The organism is Streptomyces winkii (assembly GCF_032248595.1).
Lineage (GTDB): Bacteria > Actinomycetota > Actinomycetes > Streptomycetales > Streptomycetaceae > Streptomyces > Streptomyces winkii.
Window position 1 is genome coordinate 86,064 of record NZ_JASTTH010000012.1, and the last position, 18,928, is coordinate 104,991.

Consider the following 18,928-nt stretch of genomic DNA (forward strand, 5'->3'; position numbering starts at 1 on the left):
GTGAAATCACCGACGATCGGCGGGAGTTGAGGCGCCGTCGGCTCCGGGGACGCGACGGGACGGGCACGCCGGGCGACCTACATACGACGGGCGAGCCGGACGGCGGTCAGCCGTAACGAGATGCCCCGCCCGCTAAACCGCCCGCACGGGTGTCAGCCGGAACAGCGCCCAGACCACCTTGCCGCGCATCATGCCGGTCAGCGGATGCCAGCCCCAGCCGTCGCTGAACGACTCGACCAGACACAGCCCGCGACCCGATTCGGCTGTGAAGTCCCCGTACTCGGTGCAGTTGTTGGTGCTCTCGGGCGGTGCGCCGCTCGGGTCGCGTACGGCGCACACCAGCCGGGCCGCCCATCTCATCAGGTCCAGTCTCACGGGGGAGGCGAGTTCGGGCGCCGGCGCGGGCGGGGGTGCCGGAGGGGCCGGCAGCCCGTGCCGCAGCGCGTTGGTCACCAGTTCCGAGACGACCAGCGCGACGGTGTCGAACTCGCCGTCCAGCTGCCACCGTTGAAGGGTCTCGCGAGTGAAGTCGCGTGCGCTCTTCACCGCGTCGAACCGCGCGGGCAGCGCGCAGGTGGCGGAACCGGAGACGGTCGCGTGGTCGAGGTGCGGGAGCCCGCGCCACAGCGGCTCCAGCACGGTCGATCCTTCGGTCCCCATGACGAGCCACTCCTGGCGTTCGCGGCAGTGATGATCCTGTGTGGATCCGGTCGGCTTGCTGTCCCGATGGGTCTCGCTGTTCCTCGTCTGCCGTTCCCCGTGTGCCACAACTGCGCTGGCATGCAGGGCACTTGTGCGATCCCCATGGTTCCCAATGCCCTCGGCAGATGCAAGGGCAGATGCACGTGCACGAGAGACTTTCGATCGTGTGTAATCACCCGGGCACGCAACGAAGCGCATTGATGGCACACTTCCTTCAGAGCAGGGTGAAGGGTTTCTCGAAAATGGAGACACAACCGGCAATGGGTGCGAGCGGCGGCGCAATCGGGGCGAGTGGCTCAAGCGGGTCGATGGTGCGCCGAATCCTGCTCGGGTCTCAGCTCCGCCGGCTCCGCGAGGCATGCGGAGTCAGCCGGGAGGCCGCCGGTTACTCGATCCGCGCGTCCGAATCCAAGATCAGCAGAATGGAGTTGGGCCGTGTGAGCTTCAAGGCCCGCGATGTGGCCGATCTGCTGACGCTCTACGGAGTCGTCGACGACAGCGAGCGCGAGCCGCTGCTCGGCCTCGCGCGGGATTCGAGCATAGCCGGGTGGTGGCACAGCTACAGCGACGTGCTGCCCGGCTGGTTCCAGACATACGTCGGCCTGGAGGGCTCGGCCTCCCACATCAACACGTACGAAGTGCAGTTCGTGCACGGCCTGTTGCAGACGGAGGAGTACGCACGCGCCGTCGTCATAGCCGGGCACCAGAGCCACATCCCGCACGACGAGGTCGAGCGACGGGTCGCGCTCCGCGTCGAGCGCCAGAAGCTGCTGCTCGGTGAGAACGCACCGAACTTCCTCTGCATCCTCGACGAGGCGGCGCTGCGCCGCCCGTTCGGCTCGCACGCGATCATGGACGCCCAGCTGAGGCATCTCGCCGAGGTCTCGGAGTCGCCCAACATCACCGTTCAGGTGGTCCCGTTCGAGCTCGGGGGGCATCCCGCCGAGAGCGGAGCCTTCACACTCCTGCGTTTCCCGGAGTCGGACCTCAACGATGTGGTGTATCTGGAGCAGCTGACCAGTGCTCTTTACCTGGACAAGAAAGATGAAGTAGCTCACTATGACCAGGTGTTGAGCCGGTTGGTCAAGGACAGTCTCTCCCCGACGCGTACGCGCGATCATCTACAGGCAATACGCCAACTCGGCTGAATTGCAAGTACGATGACCGGTCATCAGTACGGAGTTGGTGCTGTGTCGCGCCCCCAAGGCGACATCGCTCGGCTTGCTCCTGCCCCACGAAGGAATGACATGTCCTACTTCACGGACCTGGCGCTTCAGTACATAGACGGCCAGTGGTGCCAGGGCAGCGGCTCCTGGGACGTCATCGACTTCGACCCGTTCAACGACGAGAAGCTCGCCTCCATCACGGTCGCCACTTCCGAGGAGGTCGACCGCGCGTACAGGGCAGCCGAGAGGCACCAGCGCGACTGGGCGAAGACGAATCCGTACACGAGGCGGCAGGTCTTCGAGCGTGCGATCCGCATCATCGAGGAGAACGAGCAGGAGATCAGCGAGGCGCTCATCGCCGAGGTCGGCGGCACCCGGCTGAAGGCGGACATCGAGCTCCACCAGACCAAGGAATTCCTGCGCGAGACCGTCCACTTGGCGCTGCGCGCCGAGGGCCGCATCGTGCCGTCGCCCGTCGACGGCAAGGAGAACCGCGTACACCGCGTCCCCGTGGGGGTCGTCGGCGTCGTCACGCCGTACCACTTCCCGTTCCTGCTCTCGCTGAAGACGGTCACCCCGGCGCTCGCGCTCGGCAACGCCGTCGTCCTCAAGCCGCACCAGAACTCGCCGGTGTGCGGCGGCTCGCTCGTCGCCAAGGTGCTGGAGCAGGCGGGACTTCCGCCCGGCCTGCTGAACGTCGTGATCACCGACACCGCCGAGATCGGCGACATCTTCATCTCCCACCCGGTGCCGAAGGTCATCGCATTCACCGGCTCCGAGCCGGTCGGCCGCCAGGTCGCGACCGTCGCCGCCTCGCACTTCAAGCGCGCGGTGCTGGAGATGGGCGGCAACAGCGCCCTTCTCGTCCTCGACGACGCCGACCTGGACTACGCGGTGGACGCCGCGGTCTTCAGCCGCTTCGTGCACCAGGGTCAGGTGTGCATGTCGGCCAACCGCATCATCGTCGACCAGGACGTGTGCAAGGCGTTCACCGACAAGTTCACCGCCAAGGTGGAGACGTTGAAGGTCGGCGACCCGAGGGATCCGGACACGCAGATCGGCCCGCTCATCAACGCCGTACAGGCCGACAAGGTCAACTCCCTTGTGGAGCGCACCATCGCGGACGGGGCGACCGCCCTCGTGCGCGGCACGAAGCGGGGCAACCTCGTCTCGCCCAGCATCCTCACCGACCTGCCCGACGGGTCGGCGGCCCTGCGCGAGGAGATCCTCGGCCCCGTGGCCCTTGTGATCCCGGTGGACGGCGACGACGAGGCCGTGCGCGTCGCCAACGACACCCCGTACGGTTTGGGCGGCGCCGTGCACACAGGCAACATCGACCGCGGTCTGCGCGTGGCCCACCGGATCGACACGGGCATGGTCCACATCAACGACACGACGGTGGCCGACGAGCCGATCGTCCCGTTCGGCGGCGAGAAGAACTCGGGGCTGGGCCGTCTCAACGGCGAGCAGATGGTGGAGGCGTTCACCACCATCAAGTGGATCTCGATCCAGCACGACCGCAGCGGCTTCCCCTTCTGAGCCCGGTCGTTCCCGCCCCGCCGCTCCCCGCTTCCGTGGCCCCGCGAGACCGCTTCGCAATCCGCTTCGGAAGCCGGTTCGCAATCCTCTTCGGAACCCGCGGGCCTTGAGGACGCTTGCTGACCGCAAGCCTTCATAGCGTGGTCTTCACAGAGGCGCCGGACAGGGCGGCTCCCGGCGGAAGGTGACGACCATGCCCGTAGTGGTGAAGCCCGAGGCACCCGGCGACGAGCGCGGCGCGCTCCTCGCGTATCTCGACGCCCAGCGCGGCGGCATCCGGCGCGCGCTGCACGGAATGACGGAGGAGCAGGCACGCAGCGTCCCGTCGGCGAGCGCGCTCTCGCTGGCCGGTGTGCTCAAGCACGTCGCGCTCGGGGAACGCGGCTGGCTGCGCAGACTCCAGGCGGACGGCGAGGAGTACGACTTCGCGGCGGCCTCCGCGGAGTGGCAGGGCAGCTTCACTCCCGGCGCGGGCGAGACCGTCGAAGCGCTGCTCGGCCTGTACGAGCAGGTGGCCCGCGAGACCGACGCGGCCGTCCTCGCCCTCGACTCGCTCGACGAGACGTTCGTCGCGCCCAAGGTCCCGTGGGACGAGGGCGGCAAGCGCTCCTGGCGCTGGGCCGTGCTGCACCTCATCGAGGAGACGGCACGGCACGCGGGCCACGCCGATGTGATCCGGGAGAGCATCGACGGCAAGGGCGCCTTCGACCTCGTCTTCGAGACGGGTGCGATGCCCGAGCCGGACTGGGCGGCCTTCGGCAGCGAGCCCCCGAAGTAGGGAGCCCCGGCTCCGGCGGTCCCGATTCCCCGGCTCCGCAGCGCCTCCGCCCGGTCCCCGCCCGGTCACTGCCCGGCCCCGGCCCCGTCTCTGCCCCGCGTACCGCCCGTCTAGGCTGGCGTCGACGCGGGGCCACCGGGTGCGAACGGCCCGCAGGGCGAGAGGGAGACGATGTCGGCGATCCGGCTGCTGGTGCTGGGAGCGGTGCGTCAGCACGGACGGGCGCACGGCTACATGGTCCGCAACGACCTGGAGTTCTGGGGCGCCCACGAGTGGTCCAACGCCAAGCCGGGATCGATCTACCACGCGCTCAAGCAGCTGGCGAAGCAGGGCCTGCTGCGCCCGTACGAGACCGCACCGAGCACCGCCGGCGGCCCGCCCCGTACGCAGTACGAGCTGACCGACGCCGGCGAGGCCGAGTTCATGAAGCTGCTGCGGCACGCGCTGACGTCGATCGACGAGAAGCAGGACATGCTCACCTCGGGCGTGGGCTTCATCGTCGACCTGCCGCGCGAGGAGGCCGTCGACCTGCTCGAGAAGCGCATCGCGGCCCTGGAGGAGTGGCGCCGCGAGGTCACGCGGCACTGGACGCCGGACGAGTCCACCCCCGAGGAGTGGGGCCACATCGGCGAGATCATGAAGCTCTGGGTGCACAACGCCGACAGCGGCGCGCAGTGGGCGCGCGGTCTCGTGGAACGCCTGCGGAACGGCGCGTTCGTGATGGCGGGCGAGGGCGAGCGGGAGGTCAACGTGCTGCCGGCCGGTGCGGAGAACCCGTACGCGCAGAAGTGAACCGTCTCGTCGAACCGACTCATCAACTTTGACTAATCCCCCAGGCTCCGGTTAGTCTGCGAAAGCAGGTAGTCAAATTTGACCAATTGCAGCGGAGGAAGCGGGATGGACACGGATCACGCGATCGTGACCGAGGGGCTGCACAAGGACTACGGGGGGAAGCACGCGCTCGCGGGTCTGGATCTGACCGTGCCGCGGGGCACCGTCCAGGGGCTCCTCGGCCCCAACGGCGCCGGCAAGACCACGCTCGTACGCGTCCTGGCCACCCTGGTCCGCGCGAGCGCCGGGCGGGCGGAGGTCGCGGGCTGGGACGTGACGCGGTGCCCGGACCAAGTGCGCCGCCGCATCGGCCTGTTGGGGCAGCACGCGGCTCTCGACGAGGAGCTGAGCGGCCGGGAGAACCTGGAGATGTTCGGGAGGCTCCACCACATCGGCGCGCGCAGGGCGGGGACGCGCGCGGACGAACTGCTGGAGCGCTTCGGCCTCGCGGAAACCGGCCGCAAGGCCGTGCGGCAGTACAGCGGAGGCATGCGCCGCAGGCTCGATCTCGCGGTGTCGCTGCTCGGCACCGTGGACGGCGGCGCCCCGGACGTGCTCTTCCTCGACGAGCCGACGACCGGCCTCGACCCGCGTGGCCGCACCGAGGTGTGGGACGCGGTGCGCTCGCTCGCGGACGGCGGAGCCACCGTGCTGCTCACGACGCAGTATCTGGAGGAGGCGGACCAACTCGCGGACTCCGTGGCCGTGATCGACAGCGGACAGGTGGTCGCCGAGGGAAGCACCGACGAGCTCAAGGCCCGCCTCGGTGCCGACCGCATCGACGTCGTGGTGCGCGACGCCTCCGACCTCGCCGCCGCCGCGTCGGCCGTGGCCGCGGCGGTCTCGCGTACGGGCGGCGACGCGGGTGGCACGGGTGCCCGGGCCGCTACGGACGCCGTCGAGCGCGATCCGTACCGGCGGCTGGTGAGCGCACCCGTCGCGGACCGGATGGCCGCGCTGACCGAGACCGTACGGGCGCTGGGCGAGGCCGGAATCGAGGCCGAGGACGTGGCGCTGCGCAGGCCCACCCTCGACGAGGTCTTCCTGTACCTCACGGACGGACGCCGGACCGGCCTCCCGCAAGCCGAACCGGCGGACGCCTCCGCGGAACAGCCCGCGCACTCCTCGGAGGCGGTCGCGTGAGCACCTACGTGATGACCGACTCCTGGACGATGACCCGGCGCGGCCTCGCGCACTGGCGGCGGCAGCCCGTGCAGGTGCTGGTCGGCCTGGCGTTCCCCGTGCTGATGCTGGTGATGTTCGGGTACTTCCTCGGCGGCGGCATGGGCGTGGAGAACTACCGCGAGTTCCTGGTGCCCGGCATGCTCGCGCTCACCATGGCCTTCGGGCTGGAGTCGACGATGATCGCGCTGACGCAGGACCTCACGAAGGGCGTGATCGACAGGTTCCGCTCACTGCCGATGTCGCCGTCCGCGGTGCTCGTCGGGCGGAGCGTCCTGGACATGCTCCAGTCGGCGCTCAGCCTGCTCGTACTGCTCGCCGTCGGGCTCGCGATGGGGTGGCGGTGGCACGGCGGCGCCGGGGCCGCGCTCGCGGCGGTCGGCCTGCTGCTCCTGCTGCGCTTCTCCCTGCTGTGGACCGGGATCTACCTCGGCCTGGTCGCGGGCAGGCCGGAGTCGGTGCAGGCGGTGCAGATCCTCGTGTGGCCGGTGGCGTTCCTCTCGAACGCGTTCACCTCTCCCGGCACCATGCCGGGCTGGATGGGCTCGATCGCCGAGTGGAACCCGATGTCCGCCACCGCCCAGGCCGTACGGGAGCTCTTCGGCAATCCCGTCTGGGGCGGCGGCGGTTCGTGGCCCGCGGAGCACGCGCTGCTCCTCGCGGTCGTCTGGCCGCTGGCGCTGTCCGCGGCGTTCTTCGCGCTCTCGGTGAGCCGGTACCGCGCGCTGGGGCGCTGAGGCCCGGGTCGGAGTGCGGGCCCCGCCGCCCCTTGTGGCGGGGCCCGCGCACCACCTCGCCCGCCTTTGCCCCGTACCGTCGCACGCGTGTCGGTCCGCATCACTACGGGCACCCTGACCGGGACCTCGGTACGGCGGCGACCTTATGCTTCCGTCCAAGGGGCGGAGGCGGCGAAGGCCGCGGACGCAAGCGTGCAAGGAGCAGGCAGAGAGTGGTCGGGGAGCCCAAGCGGAACGGCCGTTCGGCGGAGCAAGTGGACACCTCGGACGAGGCGAGGCAGCACCTCGCCGACGAGGTGCGCAGCGCGTTCACGCCGCCTCAGGGCATGCCCCTGCCGCGCATACCGGAAGACGAGGAGCCCACCTCCGAATTCGCCGTCCCCGAGGGCCTGTTGACGTCCCCGCCGACGGAGTTCGGCAGCGCCTTCACCCCGCCCGAGGGCATTCCGAAGGTCTCGCTGGTCAAGCCGGGCGCCCCCTGGCAGGACCGGATGCGCACCATGATCCGCATGCCCCTCGCCGAGCGCCCGGCGCCGGAGAGGCCGAGCCGCCCCGAGGACACCGAGTCGGGCGTGGCCGTGCCGCGCGTGCTCGACCTCACGCTCCGCATCGGAGAGTTGCTGCTCGCGGGGGGCGAGGGCGCCGAGGACGTCGAGGCGGCGATGTTCGGCGTGGCACACGCGTACGGGCTCGACCGCTGCGAACCCACCGTGACCTTCACGCTGATCTCGATCACGCACCAGCCGTCGCTGGTCGACGACCCGGTGACCGTCGGCCGCACCGTGCGGCGCCGCGGCACCGACTACACGCGTCTGGCCGCCGTCTTCCGCCTCGTCGACGACATCACCAAGGGCGACGTGACCCTGGAGGAGTCCTACCGGCGTCTCGCCGCCATCCGCCGCAACCGCCACCCGTACTCCAAGAACGCGCTCACGCTGGCGAGCGGTGCGCTCTCCGGCGCGGCGTCGCTGCTCGTCGGCGGCGACGGCCTCGTCTTCGTACTGGCTGCGGTGGGGGCGATGCTGGGCGACCGGCTCGCGTGGCTGTGCGCGGGGCGCGGGCTGCCGGAGTTCTACCAGTTCGCGGTCGCGGCGGTGCCGCCCGCCGCCATGGGCGTCGCGGTGGCGCTGGCGGGGTCCTCGAACGACACGAAGCTCCAGGCCGCGGCCGTCATCACCGGTGGCCTCTTCGCGCTGATCCCCGGCCGGGCGCTGGTCGCCGCCGTGCACGACGGGCTGACCGGCTTCTACATCACGGCGGCCGCCCGTCTGCTGGAGGTGATCTACCTCGTCGTCGGGATCGTCGGCGGCGTGCTGGTGATGCTCTACATCGGCTCCAAGCTGGGCGCGGAGCTCACGCCGGAGAGCACGCACGGCGCCGTACGCCCGGTGCTCCAGCTCTTCGCGGCGATGCTGCTGGCGCTGGCCTTCTGCGTACTGCTCCAGCAGGAACGTCACACCGTGCTGCTGGCCACCCTCAACGGCGGAGTGGCGTGGCTGGTCTACGGCGCGCTGTCCAACCCTCCGGTGAACGTCAACACGGTCCCGGCGACGGTCGCCGCGGCCGGACTGGTCGGCCTCTTCGGGCAGTTGATGTCCCGGTACCAGTTCGCGTCGTCGCTGCCGTACATCACGGCGGCTATCGGTCCGCTGCTGCCGGGCAGCGCCACGTACTTCGGGCTGCTCAACATCGCGCAGGGCCACATGGACGAGGGCATCCTGAGCATCTCGCGGGCCTGCGCCCTCGCGCTCGCCATCGCCATCGGCGTCAACCTGGGCGGGGAGCTCGCCCGGCTGTTCATCAAGAGCCCCGGCGTCGAGACGCCGCTGCCCGGCCGCCGCGCGGCCAAGCGCACCCGCGGCTTCTAGACGCGGGCGCCCGCACATCGCGAAGGGCGCGCCCTCCGCCCGGGGCGCGCCCTTCGCGATGCAGTACGTACGTCTCCGGGACGCCGGCCCTTCGGCACATCTGCACTTGCGCAGTTCGGCAGTTCGGCTCTTCGGCACCTCGGTACGCCTTTTGCACGCTCCCGTCTCGCCCGCTGCCCGCTCCGGTGCTTCAGTGGTCGCCGTGGGCCTCAAGCCGCTTGATCGACGCCTCGACCTCGGCCTCGGCCTCGGCACGGCCGACCCAGTTCGCACCCTCGACGGACTTGCCGGGCTCCAGGTCCTTGTAGACCTCGAAGAAGTGCTGGATCTCGAGCCGGTCGAACTCGCTCACGTGGTGGATGTCCCGCAGATGCTCCATGCGCGGGTCGGACGCCGGCACGCACAGCAGCTTGTCGTCGCCTCCCGCCTCGTCCGTCATGCGGAACATGCCGATCGCACGGGACTTGATGATGCATCCGGGGAAAGTGGGTTCATCGAGCAGCACGAGCGCGTCCAGCGGGTCGCCGTCCTCGCCGAGGGTGTGGTCGACGAAGCCGTAGTCGGCCGGGTACACGGTCGAGGTGAAGAGGTGCCGGTCCAGCCGGATGCGCCCGGTCTCGTGATCCACCTCGTACTTGTTCCGCGAACCCTTCGGGATCTCGATGACGACGTCGAACTCCAAGGAAGGCTCCTCAATGATCAGCACATGTATCTGGTGATTAAGTGTCCCCTACGCACGTACACGGGCGCGAAAGGGGCTGATCGAGGTGCGTGACACCGCCTCAGAGGTGCGTGACACCGCGATCCGGGCATACCGGAACGTCCGCGCCCGCGCCCGTCGTCACGGGCGGCGGATCCGGCAGCGCTGGCGGACCGCGACTCCGCAGCAGCGGCAGACCGTGGGAGTGACGGCCGGTGCTGCCGCACTCGGACTGGTGATCGCCGTCACGGCGGTGGCCACGAGCGGACCGTGGGACTCGGGCCAGCGTACGGCCGAGCGCTCCCGCGCAGCCGCCCGGGACGGGCTAAGTGGCGGGAACCACACCGGTACAGGGTCCGGCGGCAAGGCCGCTCCCGGAGCGCCGGAGGTGCTGGCCGCACTCGACATGGACGCCGTACGCAGCGACGCGGCAGCCGGCGGCCGGGACGCCAAGCCCTCGCACGGCCCGGGTGCGGCGGGCGTGCCGCCCCCGAGCGAGGAAGCGCTCGCCGATGCCCTCGAACCGCTCCTGAAGGACGGCGACTTGGGCAAGCGCCGCGCCGTCTCCGTGGTCGACGCCGCCACCGGGAAGAAGCTGTACGCCACCAAGGCCGGCTCCGCCTCGACCCCGGCCTCGACCGTGAAGCTGGCGACGGCCGTCGCCGCGCTCTCCGCACGCGGTGCCGAACACCGCATCGAGACAAGGGCAGTTCGCGGCAAGAGCGCGGACGAGGTCGTCCTCGTCGGCGGCGGCGACCCGACTCTGAGCGCGGGCGCGCTCGACGACATGGCGCGCGACGCGGCCCGCGGACTGCGCGGCCACGGCGGCAAGGTCTCCGTCCGGTACGACACTTCCCGCTACAGCGGTCCCGTCCGCCACTCCATCGGCACCAACGACAACCTCGCGCCCGTCAGCCCGCTCATGGTCGACGAGGCGCGCCTCGCAGGCTCCTCCGGCGGCGACGAGGACGGCGGCGCCCCGGCGCACGGCCCCGCCCCGCGCTCCACCGACCCCGCGAAGGACGCCGCCAAGGCCTTCGCGGGCGCGCTCGCGAAGCACGGCGTCGATGTGAAGGGCGATCCGAAAGAGGCCGAAGCCCCGGACGGGGCCAAGGAGTTGGCGGTACACCGCTCGGCCCCGCTCTCCGCGCTCGTCGAGCGCATGCTGACCTACAGCGACAACGACATCGCCGAGGCCTTGGCCCGCCAGACCGCCGTCGCCTCCGGGGAGCCCGCGAGCTTCAAGGGCGCGGGCAAGGCAGTACGCCACCGCCTGGGCAAGCTCGGCGTGCCCCTGAAGGGCGCGCACTTCGCCGACGGCAGCGGCCTCGCCCGAGCCGACAAGGTCTCGCCCGCGCTGCTCACCGGCCTCCTCGTACGCGCCGCCGACCCGGACCACGCCGGGCTGCGGCCGGTGCTGACGGGCCTGCCGGTCGCCCACTTCACAGGCACCCTGGGCAGCCGGTACGGCGACGACAAGGGCAAGCAGGGCGCCGGTCTCGTACGGGCGAAGACCGGGACCCTCACGGGGGTCAACGCCCTCGCCGGGACCGTCGTGGACGCCGACGGCCGGATGCTGGTCTTCGCCTTCATGACGTCCGGCGCCGGCGACGGAAAGGCCGCTCAGGGCTCCCTCGACGACCTCGCCGCCGCCCTGGCCAACTGCGGCTGCCGCGATTCGCCGTCCGACGGCTGAGCCGCACACGCGGGGTACCCGGGTGCCCGCACGGGCGCCCGCGGGCCGCCCACCTGCGGCGCAGGGCGCAGCCTCCCACCGGGCGGCGCTGCCACGTACCGTGAAGGAATGACGAGCCTCGGTGGTGTGGAGATGGTCGACTGGAATCTCGCGGTCGCGACCGCGACCCGGCTCGCACGGCCGGGCCCCGAAGTGAGCCGCGAGGGAGCGCGAGCGGTCGTCTCGGAGCTCCGCCGCCATGCGAAGGCGTCCGAGGAGCACGTCCGCGGATTCACGCGCATGGGGTCCGACCGGCCCGGGGAGAGGGACACCCCGGTCCTGGTCGTGGACCGGCCGGGCTGGGTCCGCGCCAACGTCGCCGGCTTCAGGGAACTGCTCTCGCCGCTGCTGTCCAAGGTGCGGGAGCGCCGCGCCGGAACCCCCGGCGGAGCGGTGCTGGGCGCGGTCGGCGGCAAGGTGACGGGCGTCGAGGTCGGCATGCTGCTGTCGTTCCTCGCCTCGCGCGTGCTCGGGCAGTACGAGACGTTCGCACCGGCGACGCGCGAGCTGCCCGGCGGAGCCGACGGCGGCGGGCGCCTGCTGCTCGTCGCGCCGAACATCGTGCACGTCGAGCGCGAACTCGACGTCGATCCGCACGACTTCCGCCTCTGGGTGTGCCTGCACGAGGAGACCCATCGCACGCAGTTCGCGTCCGTCCCCTGGCTCCGCGACCACATCCAGGGCGAGATCCACTCCTTCCTCGGCGAGACGGACATGGACCCCTCGACGCTGCTGGAGCGCCTGCGCGAGGCGGCTCAGTCCCTGTCCGGCGGCCGCACGCAGAGCACCGGCACCGAGGAGAAGCCCCAGACCGAGCGGGCCGGGATCGTCGAGCTGGTGCAGACGCCCACGCAGCGCGAGATCCTCGGCCGCCTCACGGCCGTGATGTCCCTGCTGGAGGGCCACGCCGACTACGTGATGGACGGCGTCGGACCGGAGGTCGTGCCGAGCGTCGCGGAGATCCGCGAGAAGTTCCAGAAGCGCCGCGCCACCGGAGCCGGACGCCTCGACCAGGCGCTGCGCAAGCTGCTCGGCCTCGACGCGAAGCTGCGCCAGTACCGCGAGGGCGAGCGCTTCGTGCGGGCGGTCGTCGAGGAGCTGGGCATGGACGGCTTCAACCGCGTCTGGACCTCGCCCAACACGCTCCCCACGAAGTCCGAGATCGGCAGCCCCGGCGACTGGATCGCGCGCATGCGCTCCTGAACCACGGCGCCCCGGGCCCGGTCGGCGGAGACACCCGCGAAGCGACCGCCGGGCTCGGCCACTCGCAGCAGCCGCGAGTACGGGGACGAGCACGGGGAGGGGAGGGCCCGGTGATGCGCACGTGAGGCATGCCGCCGGGCGCCGGGGGCTACTCTGCGGGGCGGGCACGGACCACAGGAAGCCCCGGTAATCACTCGTCCGAGGGACCGAGAATGCCCGGTCCGCGTGCGATGCTCTGGGAACACCCCCATCTCTGTCACCATCGACACACTCAGCGTGACAAGACTCCTTCGAGGAAGTGAATCGGACATGGGTCCCCACCCCGCGGTCGCTGCAATACGTCTGGCGGTTCGCCGCGCACTTCACGACGTCCTCAGTGAACAAGCCGTCGTCAGTGAGAGCGCCGGCGACACCCGCAGCCCGGGCGAGCCCCCGCTCGTCCTCGTGGCCTGTTCCGGCGGCGCCGACTCCATGGCGCTCGCCTCCGCCCTCGCCTTCGAAGCCCCCCGACTCGGCCTGCGCGCCGGAGGCGTGACGATCGACCACGGCCTCCAGCCCGGATCGGCCGACCGCGCGCAGGAGGTCGCCGAGCGGCTCACCTCCCTCCGACTCCATCCCGTCGAATCGATCGCCATCACCATCGGCCGTACGAACACCGGCCCCGAAGCAGCCGCGCGCACCGCGCGGTACGAGGCCCTCGACGACATGGCCGAGCGCCACGGCGCGAAGGCCGTGCTGCTCGGACACACCCGTGACGACCAGGCTGAAACGGTGCTTCTCGGGCTGGCCCGCGGTTCCGGCACGCGCTCCCTCTCGGGGATGGCGGAGGTCACCGGCCCCGCGGACCGCTACCGGCGCCCGTTCCTGGCCATCGACAGGCAGACCACGCGCAAGGCCTGCCTCGCCCAGTCCCTCCCGGTCTGGGACGACCCCCACAACGACGACCCCGCATACACCCGCTCCCGCGTGCGCCACGAGGCCCTGCCCATGCTGGAGAAAGCATTGGGCAAGGGCGTGATCGAGGCGCTCGCCCGTACCGCACGCCTCTCCCGCGACGACGCCGACGCGCTCGACGCCTGGGCCCTCCAGGCCGAGCGGTCCGTGCGAACCGACCAGCCCGGCACCGACGGCTGGGACGGGGTGGAGCTGGACACCGCCCGGCTCTACGCACTCCCGTCCGCTGTCCGCCGCCGTGTGCTGCGCCGCGCGGCCGTCGCCGCGGGAGCGCCCTCGGGTTCGCTCTTCGCCCGTCATCTCGAGGAAGTCGACAGGCTGATCACGGCCTGGCGGGGCCAGCGCGCCATCAATCTGCCGGGCCGTGTCGAGGCCGCGAGGCAGGGTGGCAGACTGGTCATCCGGCATGGCTCACAGACCCCGCCGACACCGACCGGCTGACCGTCCCTCACGGGGCGGTCCCGGCCGGCGGCCGCGTGGGCCGGAGACCTCGACCGAGAGCGGCACGCGTGGACGAGAAAGACATGGGCACCGACCTCAAGTCGGTGCTCATCACCAAAGAAGAGATCGACGCGAAGCTGGCCGAGCTGGCCGGGAAGATCGACGAGGAGTACCAGGGCCGCGAACTGCTCCTGGTCGGCGTGCTCAAGGGTGCCGTGATGGTGATGGCCGACCTGGCACGTGCCGTGTCGACGCCGGTCACCATGGACTGGATGGCCGTCTCCTCGTACGGCGCGGGCACCCAGTCCTCCGGAGTGGTCCGCATCCTCAAGGACCTGGACACCGACATCAAGGGCAAGCACGTCCTGATCGTCGAGGACATCATCGACTCGGGGCTGACGCTCTCGTGGCTGCTCTCCAACCTCGGGTCGCGTGAGCCCGCGTCGCTGAACGTGTGCACGCTGCTGCGGAAGCCGGACGCCGCGAAGGTGGCGATCGACGTGAAGTGGGCCGGGTTCGACATCCCCAACGAGTTCGTCGTCGGCTACGGGCTCGACTACGCGGAGAAGTACCGCAACCTTCCGTTCGTCGGCACGCTCGCCCCGGACGTCTACGGCGGCTGAGAGGCCCGGCACCCAGCGGGAACCATGCGGGGCCGCGCTCCGTTGGAGGAGCCAGGACGGTTCTGTTTGACCGTCCTCGGCGGCGCCCTGAGACAATGCTGAGGTACCGTCCGAAGGTCAGCCTTTTCAACTCACTGTGGCAGGAGGGACGGGGCGCACGCGCTCCGTATGGATGGACGTGAAGCGATACTTCCGCGGGCCGGTCATGTGGATCGTGCTGGCCGTCCTCGCCGTGGTCGTGTTGATGCAGGTCGTCGGCTCGTCCGGCGGCTTCAAGACTGTTGACACGGGACAGGTCGTCCAGGCCATCGACCAGGACAAGGTGAAGTCCGCCGAGCTCACGACGGGCGACGAGCAGATCGTCAAGCTCGAGCTCAAGGACGGCGCCAAGGTCGAGGACAGCGACAAGATCAAGGCGAGCTACATCGACAACCAAGGTGTCGACCTCGCCAAGAAGCTCCAGAGCAAGTTCGAGCAGAAGGAAATCCCCAAGGGGTACACGGTCGCGCCGCAGCAGCAGAACCCGTTCGTCGGGATGCTGCTGTCGTTCCTGCCGTTCGTGCTCATCATCGTCGTCTTCCTGTTCCTGATGAATCAGATGCAGGGCGGCGGCTCGCGGGTGATGAACTTCGGCAAGTCGAAGGCCAAGCTGATCACCAAGGACACCCCGAAGACGACGTTCTCGGACGTCGCGGGGTCGGACGAGGCGTGCGAAGAGCTCCAGGAGATCAAGGAGTTCCTCCAGGAGCCCGCCAAGTTCCAGGCGGTCGGCGCCAAGATCCCCAAGGGCGTGCTGCTGTACGGGCCGCCCGGCACCGGTAAGACGCTGCTGGCCCGCGCGGTCGCCGGCGAGGCCGGGGTGCCGTTCTACTCGATCTCCGGCTCCGACTTCGTCGAGATGTTCGTCGGTGTGGGTGCGTCCCGCGTCCGTGACCTCTTCGAGCAGGCCAAGGCGAACGCCCCGGCGATCGTCTTCGTCGACGAGATCGACGCCGTCGGCCGCCACCGCGGCGCCGGCATGGGCGGCGGTCACGACGAGCGCGAGCAGACGCTGAACCAGCTGCTGGTGGAGATGGACGGGTTCGACGTGAAGGGCGGCGTCATCCTGATCGCCGCCACCAACCGGCCCGACATCCTCGACCCGGCGCTGCTGCGTCCCGGCCGCTTCGACCGGCAGATCGCCGTCGACCGTCCGGACATGCAGGGCAGGCACGAGATCCTCAAGGTCCACCAGAAGGGCAAGCCGATGGCGCCCGACGTGGACCTGGGTGCGGTCGCCCGCCGTACGCCCGGCTTCACCGGCGCCGACCTCAGCAACGTGCTGAACGAGGCCGCGCTGCTCACCGCCCGCGGTGACCAGAAGCTGATCGACAACAGGTATCTGGACGAGGCGATCGACCGGGTCGTCGCCGGTCCGCAGAAGCGGACCAGAATCATGAGCGACAAGGAGAAGAAGATCACCGCGTACCACGAGGGCGGGCACGCCCTGGTCGCGGCGGCTTCGCCGAACTCCGACCCCGTACACAAGATCACGATTCTCTCCAGAGGCCGTGCCCTCGGCTACACGATGGTGCTGCCGGACGAGGACAAGTACTCGACCACGCGCAACGAGATGCTCGATCAGCTCGCGTACATGCTGGGCGGGCGCGCGGCCGAGGAGCTCGTCTTCCACGACCCGACCACGGGTGCGGCGAACGACATCGAGAAGGCCACCGCGACCGCCCGTGCCATGGTCACGCAGTACGGCATGACCGAGCGGCTGGGTGCGATCAAGTTCGGCTCCGACCAGTCCGAGCCCTTCCTGGGCAAGGAGATGGGCCACCAGCGCGACTACTCCGAGGAGGTTGCCGGGCTGGTGGACGAGGAGGTCAAGAGCCTGATCGAGACGGCGCACAACGAGGCCTGGGAGATCCTGGTGGAGAACCGGGACGTCCTCGACAACCTGGTCCTCGCGCTGCTGGAGAAGGAGACGCTCGGCAAGGAGGAGATCGCCGAGATCTTCGCTCCGGTCGTCAAGCGTCCGACCCGCCCGGCCTGGACGGGCTCCTCGCGGCGTACGCCGTCGACGCGTCCTCCGGTCTCGTCCCCGGCACTGAGCAACGGGAACGGCTCCGCGCCCAGCCTCGACAAGAGCGGCGGCAAGGAGATCGGCCCCTCGGAAGCCATCGTCGAGCCGGCCGATCCGACGGAGAACTGACACCAGCCACTGTGTGACGGCCCACAGCGGGCCGTGGAATTCAAGCCGCGCCCCCCGGGTTGTGAAACCTGAGGGGCGTGGCTGATTTCGTATGAGGCAGGTACAGGAACGAGGCAGCAGATGACCGACCCGGTGACGCTCGGCGCGGAGGGCGAGTTCCCGCAGGCCGACTTCGACGAGAAGCGGGCGGAGAACGCCGTGCGCGAACTGCTGATCGCGGTCGGCGAGGACCCGGACCGCGAGGGGCTGCTGGAGACTCCCGCCCGCGTGACGCGGGCGTACAAGGAGCTGTTCGCGGGCCTGCACCAGCGTCCCGAGGACGTGCTGACGACGACGTTCGATCTCGGCCACGACGAGATGGTCCTCGTGAAGGACATCGAGGTCTTCAGCACGTGTGAGCACCATCTGGTGCCGTTCCACGGCGTCGCGCACGTCGGCTACATCCCGTCCGCGGACGGGAAGATCACCGGTCTGTCGAAGCTGGCCCGCCTCGTGGACGTGTACGCGCGGCGGCCCCAGGTGCAGGAGCGGCTGACCACGCAGATCGCCGAGTCGCTCATGCGGATACTGGAGCCGCGCGGCGTGATCGTCGTCCTCGAGTGCGAGCACATGTGCATGTCCATGCGCGGCATCCGGAAGCCGGGAGCGAAGACCGTGACGTCCGCGGTGCGCGGGCAGTTGCGGGACGCGGCGACGCGGTCCGAGGCGATGAGCCTGATCCTGCGCTGAGAAGCGTCAGACGAAGCGGGAGACGTCGGTCCGGCCGTCAGGCGCGGGCCGATGCCGACGGGTCGTCGTTGTCGTCGTCCTCGGGAAGCCGGCAGACCCGCTCCAGGAAGATCGCCGTCGCCACCACCGCGATGCCTGCCGCCACGGACAGGCCCGCGTAGATCGCCTGGTCCTCGCGCGCGGGAGCTTCGGACGGATCCATCAGCAGGGCGACCCCGACGCCTCCGTAGATCCCGGCCACCAGCGACGCCACCAGGGCGCTGGCGTGCCCGAAGAGGACGGCTCGCGCCGCCATCATCGGATCCACGCCCTTGGCGCCCGGTTCGCGCTCGCGCTGGGCCTTGAGCCGGGAGCGCAGCGAGAGGGCGGTGGCCAGCAGCACGGTCGCGATGATCGCCAGTACGACGGGAGCCGCGACCGGCACCGCGGGCAGCGTGCCCAGCGAGTTCCACAGCCGTGCGACCGCCCAGGCAAGCACCCCGGCGACGACGAAGACACCCGCCAGCACGGGGATACGCAGTTCCTTCACGGGGTTCCCAACGACTACTCGGGCAGGCTGAGTTCCAGGTCCGTGCGGGCTGCGACTCCATCGTGTCCCACTGCGGACAGGAGCTCCGCCACCGCGCCACGGCCCGGCACCTCGGCGCCCGGGTCCACGTCGTGCCACGGCACGAGCACGAAGGCCCTCTCATGGGCTCGGGGGTGGGGCAGGGTCAGCCTGGGGTCGTCCGAGACGACGCCCTGGTAGGCGACGATGTCGACGTCGATGGTGCGCGGCCCCCAGTGCTCGTCCCGCACGCGTTCGAGAGCCTCCTCGATCGCGTGGCCGCGCTCCAGCAGGGAGCCGGGCGGCAGCGTCGTACGTACGAGCACGACGGCGTTGAAGTACGAGGCCTGGCTGCCCGGTTCCACGCCCCAGGGCTCCGTCTCGTAGACGGGCGAGACCGCGAGGACCTTGAGGCCCGGGGTGTCGGCGAGCGCGTCGACGGCGCTCTGGAGCCTTTCCAGGCGATTGCCCATGTTGCTGCCGAGAGCGATCACCGCCTGCTGCGGGTTGTGGAGGGTGGTGTCGGCCGCATCCACCTGATGAACGACGGACGCGGGCACCGGCTGTACGGTCGGGTCACTGTTCGGCGTCATGCGCGGCTCCGCTTGATAGTGATGGTCACGTCGTCGAAGGGGACGGTGATCGGGGCGTCCGGTTTGTGCACTGTCACCTCTGCCTCCTGCACGCGCTCCTGTGCGAGACAGGCGTCGGCGATCCGCTGCGCGAGGGTCTCGATCAGGTCGACGGGCTCTCCTTCGACGAGCCCCGTGATCTCCTCGGCGAGAACGCCGTAATGAACGGTCTTGGTGAGATCGTCGGCGGACGCGGCGGGCCGGGTGTCCAGGCCCAGCTCCACGTCGACGACGAAGGTCTGGCCCTCCTCCCGTTCCCGCTCGAGGACTCCGTGATGCCCGCGGGCCCGGAGACCCCGCAGTGCGAGGTGGTCCACGCGTATCACTCCCGTCCTCGGTCCTGGTCGCAGCGGCGCGGGCGCGC

18 protein-coding genes are annotated in these 18,928 nt (G+C 70.3%); 13 read left to right on the forward strand and 5 right to left on the reverse strand.

Translation table 11 applies throughout. From position 1 onward, the window contains the following. Positions 1 to 132: 132 nt before the first annotated feature. The gene (locus tag QQM67_RS29445) at positions 133 to 660 is read right to left on the reverse strand and encodes an ATP-binding protein (protein ID WP_314178251.1); all 528 of its coding nucleotides are present in this window, start codon (positions 658 to 660) and stop codon (positions 133 to 135) included. Between the two features lie 323 nt (positions 661 to 983). On the opposite strand from QQM67_RS29445, the gene QQM67_RS29450 reads away from it, so the two are divergent. From QQM67_RS29450 to QQM67_RS29480, 7 genes are all read left to right on the forward strand, one after another. After that, on the forward strand, positions 984 to 1,850 hold the full coding sequence (locus QQM67_RS29450; protein WP_314178372.1) for a helix-turn-helix domain-containing protein: 867 nt from the start codon (positions 984 to 986) through the stop codon (positions 1,848 to 1,850). Positions 1,851 to 1,949: 99 nt separating this feature from the next. Further along, on the forward strand, positions 1,950 to 3,407 hold the full coding sequence (locus QQM67_RS29455) for an aldehyde dehydrogenase family protein (protein WP_314178253.1): 1,458 nt from the start codon (positions 1,950 to 1,952) through the stop codon (positions 3,405 to 3,407). 193 nt (positions 3,408 to 3,600) lie between these two features. Beyond that, the gene (locus QQM67_RS29460) at positions 3,601 to 4,185 is read left to right on the forward strand and encodes a DinB family protein (RefSeq protein WP_314178255.1); all 585 of its coding nucleotides are present in this window, start codon (positions 3,601 to 3,603) and stop codon (positions 4,183 to 4,185) included. 171 nt (positions 4,186 to 4,356) lie between these two features. Continuing rightward, positions 4,357 to 4,977 (forward strand): PadR family transcriptional regulator, encoded by a 621-nt coding sequence (locus QQM67_RS29465; protein ID WP_314178256.1) that lies wholly within the window; start codon positions 4,357 to 4,359, stop codon positions 4,975 to 4,977. A gap of 105 nt (positions 4,978 to 5,082) precedes the next feature. Continuing rightward, positions 5,083 to 6,159 (forward strand): ATP-binding cassette domain-containing protein, encoded by a 1,077-nt coding sequence (locus tag QQM67_RS29470; protein WP_314178258.1) that lies wholly within the window; start codon positions 5,083 to 5,085, stop codon positions 6,157 to 6,159. An 11-nt stretch (positions 6,160 to 6,170) separates the two neighbouring features. Beyond that, positions 6,171 to 6,935 carry an ABC transporter permease gene (locus QQM67_RS29475; RefSeq protein WP_314178373.1) on the forward strand — a complete coding sequence of 255 codons (765 nt, stop codon included), beginning with the start codon at positions 6,171 to 6,173 and terminating at the stop codon, positions 6,933 to 6,935. Between the two features lie 212 nt (positions 6,936 to 7,147). After that, positions 7,148 to 8,803: a threonine/serine exporter family protein gene (locus tag QQM67_RS29480; RefSeq protein ID WP_399067898.1), complete on the forward strand. Its 1,656-nt coding sequence runs from the start codon at positions 7,148 to 7,150 to the stop codon at positions 8,801 to 8,803. A 190-nt stretch (positions 8,804 to 8,993) separates the two neighbouring features. On the opposite strand, the gene QQM67_RS29485 is transcribed toward QQM67_RS29480, so the two are convergent. After that, the gene (locus QQM67_RS29485; RefSeq protein ID WP_028432807.1) at positions 8,994 to 9,485 is read right to left on the reverse strand and encodes an inorganic diphosphatase; all 492 of its coding nucleotides are present in this window, start codon (positions 9,483 to 9,485) and stop codon (positions 8,994 to 8,996) included. Positions 9,486 to 9,570: 85 nt separating this feature from the next. Here QQM67_RS29485 and dacB point away from each other — a divergent pair, with 85 nt between their 5' ends. The 6 genes from dacB to folE all read left to right on the forward strand — a co-directional run bounded on the left by dacB (position 9,571) and on the right by folE (position 17,385). Then, complete coding sequence (gene dacB / locus QQM67_RS29490; protein WP_314178261.1) at positions 9,571 to 11,199, forward strand: D-alanyl-D-alanine carboxypeptidase/D-alanyl-D-alanine endopeptidase; 1,629 nt, start codon at positions 9,571 to 9,573, stop codon at positions 11,197 to 11,199. A 108-nt stretch (positions 11,200 to 11,307) separates the two neighbouring features. Beyond that, a complete protein-coding gene (locus QQM67_RS29495) occupies positions 11,308 to 12,441 on the forward strand; it encodes a zinc-dependent metalloprotease (RefSeq protein ID WP_314178263.1) in 1,134 nt (377 codons plus the stop codon). Between the two features lie 309 nt (positions 12,442 to 12,750). Next, complete coding sequence (gene tilS / locus QQM67_RS29500; protein ID WP_314178266.1) at positions 12,751 to 13,836, forward strand: tRNA lysidine(34) synthetase TilS; 1,086 nt, start codon at positions 12,751 to 12,753, stop codon at positions 13,834 to 13,836. An 83-nt stretch (positions 13,837 to 13,919) separates the two neighbouring features. Further along, positions 13,920 to 14,459 carry a hypoxanthine phosphoribosyltransferase gene (gene hpt, locus QQM67_RS29505; RefSeq protein ID WP_314178377.1) on the forward strand — a complete coding sequence of 180 codons (540 nt, stop codon included), beginning with the start codon at positions 13,920 to 13,922 and terminating at the stop codon, positions 14,457 to 14,459. 172 nt (positions 14,460 to 14,631) lie between these two features. Further along, a complete protein-coding gene (gene ftsH / locus QQM67_RS29510) occupies positions 14,632 to 16,656 on the forward strand; it encodes an ATP-dependent zinc metalloprotease FtsH (protein WP_314178268.1) in 2,025 nt (674 codons plus the stop codon). 120 nt (positions 16,657 to 16,776) lie between these two features. Beyond that, positions 16,777 to 17,385 (forward strand): GTP cyclohydrolase I FolE, encoded by a 609-nt coding sequence (gene folE / locus QQM67_RS29515; protein WP_314178270.1) that lies wholly within the window; start codon positions 16,777 to 16,779, stop codon positions 17,383 to 17,385. Positions 17,386 to 17,422: 37 nt separating this feature from the next. Here the strand turns inward: folE and QQM67_RS29520 are convergent, their stop codons facing one another. Genes QQM67_RS29520 through folB form a run of 3 tightly spaced genes read right to left on the reverse strand, consistent with a single transcriptional unit; the run spans position 17,423 to position 18,881 of the window. Then, positions 17,423 to 17,914 carry a DUF3180 domain-containing protein gene (locus QQM67_RS29520; protein WP_314178272.1) on the reverse strand — a complete coding sequence of 164 codons (492 nt, stop codon included), beginning with the start codon at positions 17,912 to 17,914 and terminating at the stop codon, positions 17,423 to 17,425. 14 nt (positions 17,915 to 17,928) lie between these two features. Then, positions 17,929 to 18,525 (reverse strand): 2-amino-4-hydroxy-6-hydroxymethyldihydropteridine diphosphokinase, encoded by a 597-nt coding sequence (gene folK / locus QQM67_RS29525; protein WP_314178274.1) that lies wholly within the window; start codon positions 18,523 to 18,525, stop codon positions 17,929 to 17,931. Then, a complete protein-coding gene (gene folB, locus QQM67_RS29530; protein WP_314178275.1) occupies positions 18,522 to 18,881 on the reverse strand; it encodes a dihydroneopterin aldolase in 360 nt (119 codons plus the stop codon). Before folB ends, folK begins: the two co-directional genes overlap by 4 nt. Positions 18,882 to 18,928: the final 47 nt, after the last annotated feature.

Bases quoted from the DNA above. Each gene is read 5' to 3' on its own strand.
- QQM67_RS29465 (WP_314178256.1), top strand. From the start codon at position 4,357: ATGTCGGCGATCCGGCTGCTGGTGCTGGGAGCGGTGCGTCAGCACGGA.
- ftsH (WP_314178268.1), top strand. From the start codon at position 14,632: ATGGACGTGAAGCGATACTTCCGCGGGCCGGTCATGTGGATCGTGCTG.
- QQM67_RS29495 (WP_314178263.1), top strand. From the start codon at position 11,308: ATGACGAGCCTCGGTGGTGTGGAGATGGTCGACTGGAATCTCGCGGTC.
- QQM67_RS29445 (WP_314178251.1), bottom strand. From the start codon at position 660: ATGGGGACCGAAGGATCGACCGTGCTGGAGCCGCTGTGGCGCGGGCTC.
- hpt (WP_314178377.1), top strand. From the start codon at position 13,920: ATGGGCACCGACCTCAAGTCGGTGCTCATCACCAAAGAAGAGATCGAC.
- QQM67_RS29455 (WP_314178253.1), top strand. From the start codon at position 1,950: ATGTCCTACTTCACGGACCTGGCGCTTCAGTACATAGACGGCCAGTGG.
- QQM67_RS29460 (WP_314178255.1), top strand. From the start codon at position 3,601: ATGCCCGTAGTGGTGAAGCCCGAGGCACCCGGCGACGAGCGCGGCGCG.
- QQM67_RS29475 (WP_314178373.1), top strand. From the start codon at position 6,171: ATGACCGACTCCTGGACGATGACCCGGCGCGGCCTCGCGCACTGGCGG.
- QQM67_RS29470 (WP_314178258.1), top strand. From the start codon at position 5,083: ATGGACACGGATCACGCGATCGTGACCGAGGGGCTGCACAAGGACTAC.
- folK (WP_314178274.1), bottom strand. From the start codon at position 18,525: ATGACGCCGAACAGTGACCCGACCGTACAGCCGGTGCCCGCGTCCGTC.
- tilS (WP_314178266.1), top strand. From the start codon at position 12,751: ATGGGTCCCCACCCCGCGGTCGCTGCAATACGTCTGGCGGTTCGCCGC.
- folE (WP_314178270.1), top strand. From the start codon at position 16,777: ATGACCGACCCGGTGACGCTCGGCGCGGAGGGCGAGTTCCCGCAGGCC.